2 protein-coding genes, 1 tRNA gene and 1 pseudogene are annotated in these 2,446 nt (G+C 43.2%); 2 read left to right on the top strand and 2 right to left on the bottom strand.

Going from position 1 to position 2,446, the window contains the following annotated elements; all coding sequences use genetic code 11:
* Window positions 1-157: 157 nt before the first annotated feature.
* Window positions 158-250: pseudogene (locus IQ228_RS27530) on the top strand (HNH endonuclease); the annotation flags it as partial.
* 144 nt (window positions 251-394) lie between these two features.
* Here the strand turns inward: IQ228_RS27530 and IQ228_RS24730 are convergent.
* Both IQ228_RS24730 and IQ228_RS24725 read right to left on the bottom strand, forming a co-directional pair.
* A tRNA-Pro gene (locus IQ228_RS24730) sits at window positions 395-468 on the bottom strand.
* Between the two features lie 122 nt (window positions 469-590).
* Entirely contained in the window at window positions 591-956 is a 366-nt protein-coding gene (locus IQ228_RS24725) for a DUF1818 family protein (RefSeq protein WP_027402323.1), read from the bottom strand.
* Window positions 957-1,222: 266 nt separating this feature from the next.
* On the opposite strand from IQ228_RS24725, the gene recA reads away from it, so the two are divergent.
* On the top strand, window positions 1,223-2,299 hold the full coding sequence (gene recA / locus IQ228_RS24720; protein WP_027402322.1) for a recombinase RecA: 1,077 nt from the start codon (window positions 1,223-1,225) through the stop codon (window positions 2,297-2,299).
* Window positions 2,300-2,446: the final 147 nt, after the last annotated feature.

Below are 2,446 nucleotides of genomic sequence, written 5' to 3'. Positions count from 1 at the left end.
TCTATGAAAAAAAGCTATTTCTTTTCAACTGCGGGGAATGTTGCCGCCGACACAATAGAAAGATATATTAATGACCCGCATCATGGTTGAGAATATTGGCAGCGGTTAAAACCGCACGGGTAGGCTTACGCGGCTCCCAGCCTTCCCGCAATCCCCTGGTGGACGAGACGGCATTGAAAACCTACAGCACTTGCATCATGCGTGTCACAAACAGGAACATTCTAAAACCAAGTCAACTCGCTTGAAGTAAGGCTTGAGCCGTGTAAGTGCGAAAGTCTTATGCACGGTTCTTAGGGGAGGGGAGAGCGGTGACGCTTGAACCTTACCCGACTACTCCCCCTCGACCTAACTGTACCCCAATCTGTGCAGTTCTCTAATTGAAAGTTTCCGTCAATCGGAACGTAGGGATTTGAACCCTAGACCTCCACTACCCCAAAGTGGCGCGCTACCAAGCTGCGCTACGTCCCGTAAATGTGAACTTGAGATTTTAGACTTTTGGCGTGGGGATGATTCCCAATGCGTGCATCTAAAATTAATTAAGTCACTCTCCCAAAGATATCACAAGATCAAGAAAAATAGCAAGGGGTGATTCAAAAAACTTTTAACATTCCGACGGCTGGCAACAATTCAGCTACGGCTGAAGCCTCCCATTTACCTTCCGTCCCCCGTCCTGTATTGAGGATGAAGCGCAGATTGTAGGCATGAGCATAACCTTCCACCTCCATCCATAATAAATCACTTTCGGCTTCACAGGCAATTTTTTCCTCGTCCATTAATTCTGTAGCTAGATGCTTCATGGTATCTGCAAGCTGATTAAATAGACGACAAAATTCGTTTAATTCTGCTTCGGTTAATTCTATCGCCCAATCTTCTGTGCCGACTAAGCCTTTAAATTCTGGTGCATCTGGATTCCAGCCTATGCGCCAACCAGCGCCGCTTTTGATGACTCGTTCCATACTGATTTATGCTCAGACTGCCGCTATCAACTGTGAAAATTATACCAGTTGGCTTTACCGATGGCGATAGATAGAAAGCTGATACAGTTAGTCTTTCACAATCTTAAATCTAAAATGCTATAATTTTTCAGCGATCGCCTTAGGATCTTGGCAAACATAATTTTGTAAACATTCCTAATTGGCACACTTTCCGGTTAGGATAGTATATCCGTTCTATTAAAACTCCTGTCCAGTAATTTTGGAAAATCCTATACTTAGAGGCAAAAATGGCAGCTAATACTGAGACTTCTGGCAAGCAAAAAGCGTTAAATATTGTACTTGGACAAATTGAGCGCAGTTTCGGAAAGGGAGCAATTATGCGCTTAGGTGATGCCACCCGGATGAAGGTAGAAACAATATCCACCGGGGCGCTCACTCTAGATTTAGCCTTGGGTGGTGGTTTACCCAAAGGACGGGTAATCGAAATCTACGGACCAGAAAGTTCTGGTAAAACTACTATTGCCCTCCATGCCCTCGCAGAAGTGCAAAAAAATGGTGGTATAGCGGCATTTGTAGACGCTGAACACGCCTTAGACCCTACCTATGCCGCTGCATTGGGTGTAGATATTGATAACTTACTTGTTTCTCAGCCAGACAATGGTGAATCAGCATTAGAAATAGTTGATCAACTTGTGCGTTCTGCGGCTGTTGACATTGTTGTCATTGACTCCGTTGCTGCTTTAGTCCCCCGCGCCGAAATTGAAGGGGATATGGGGGATATTCACGTAGGTTTACAAGCTCGGTTAATGAGCCAAGCTCTACGGAAAATCACTGGTAATATTGGTAAATCTGGATGCACAGTTATTTTCATTAACCAGTTACGGCAAAAAATCGGTGTCACCTATGGTAGTCCTGAAACGACAACGGGTGGTAACGCGCTGAAATTTTACGCTTCTGTGCGCTTGGATATTCGCAGAATTCAAACTTTGAAAAAAGGAACTGATGAATTTGGCAACCGTGTCAAAGTCAAAGTAGCTAAAAATAAAGTGGCACCACCTTTTAGAATTGCCGAATTTGACATTATCTTTGGTAAGGGTGTTTCTACCATTGGTTGTTTAGTGGATATAGCTGAAGAAACTGGTGTTCTTTTGCGTAAAGGTGCTTGGTATAGCTACAGTGGTGAAAACATTTCCCAAGGTAGAGATAACGCGATTAAGTATTTAGAAGAAAAACCAGAATTTGCTGCCAAAATTAAAGAACAGGTTTTGGAAAAACTCGATAAAGGGGCTGTAGTTTCTGCTAATTCTGTAGTTCAACCCCATGATGTTGAGGAGGAAGAAGAGATTGAGTTAGAAGAGGAATAAACAGTATCAGGGACAATTTATTGAATTGTCCCTACGCCTTTTTTAAGTTTATTTAGGGCTTGCTGAATAAAGCTAAAACTGTTTATTAATACAGCACTTCCCGATGTTATGAGGTACAAGAACCCCACCCCCAACCCCCTCCAGTAT

The organism is Dolichospermum sp. LEGE 00246, from assembly GCF_015207865.1.
Classification (GTDB): domain Bacteria; phylum Cyanobacteriota; class Cyanobacteriia; order Cyanobacteriales; family Nostocaceae; genus Dolichospermum; species Dolichospermum heterosporum.
The sequence above is the reverse complement of the archived record's forward strand: the minus strand, read 5'-3'. Positions and strand labels throughout refer to the sequence as shown.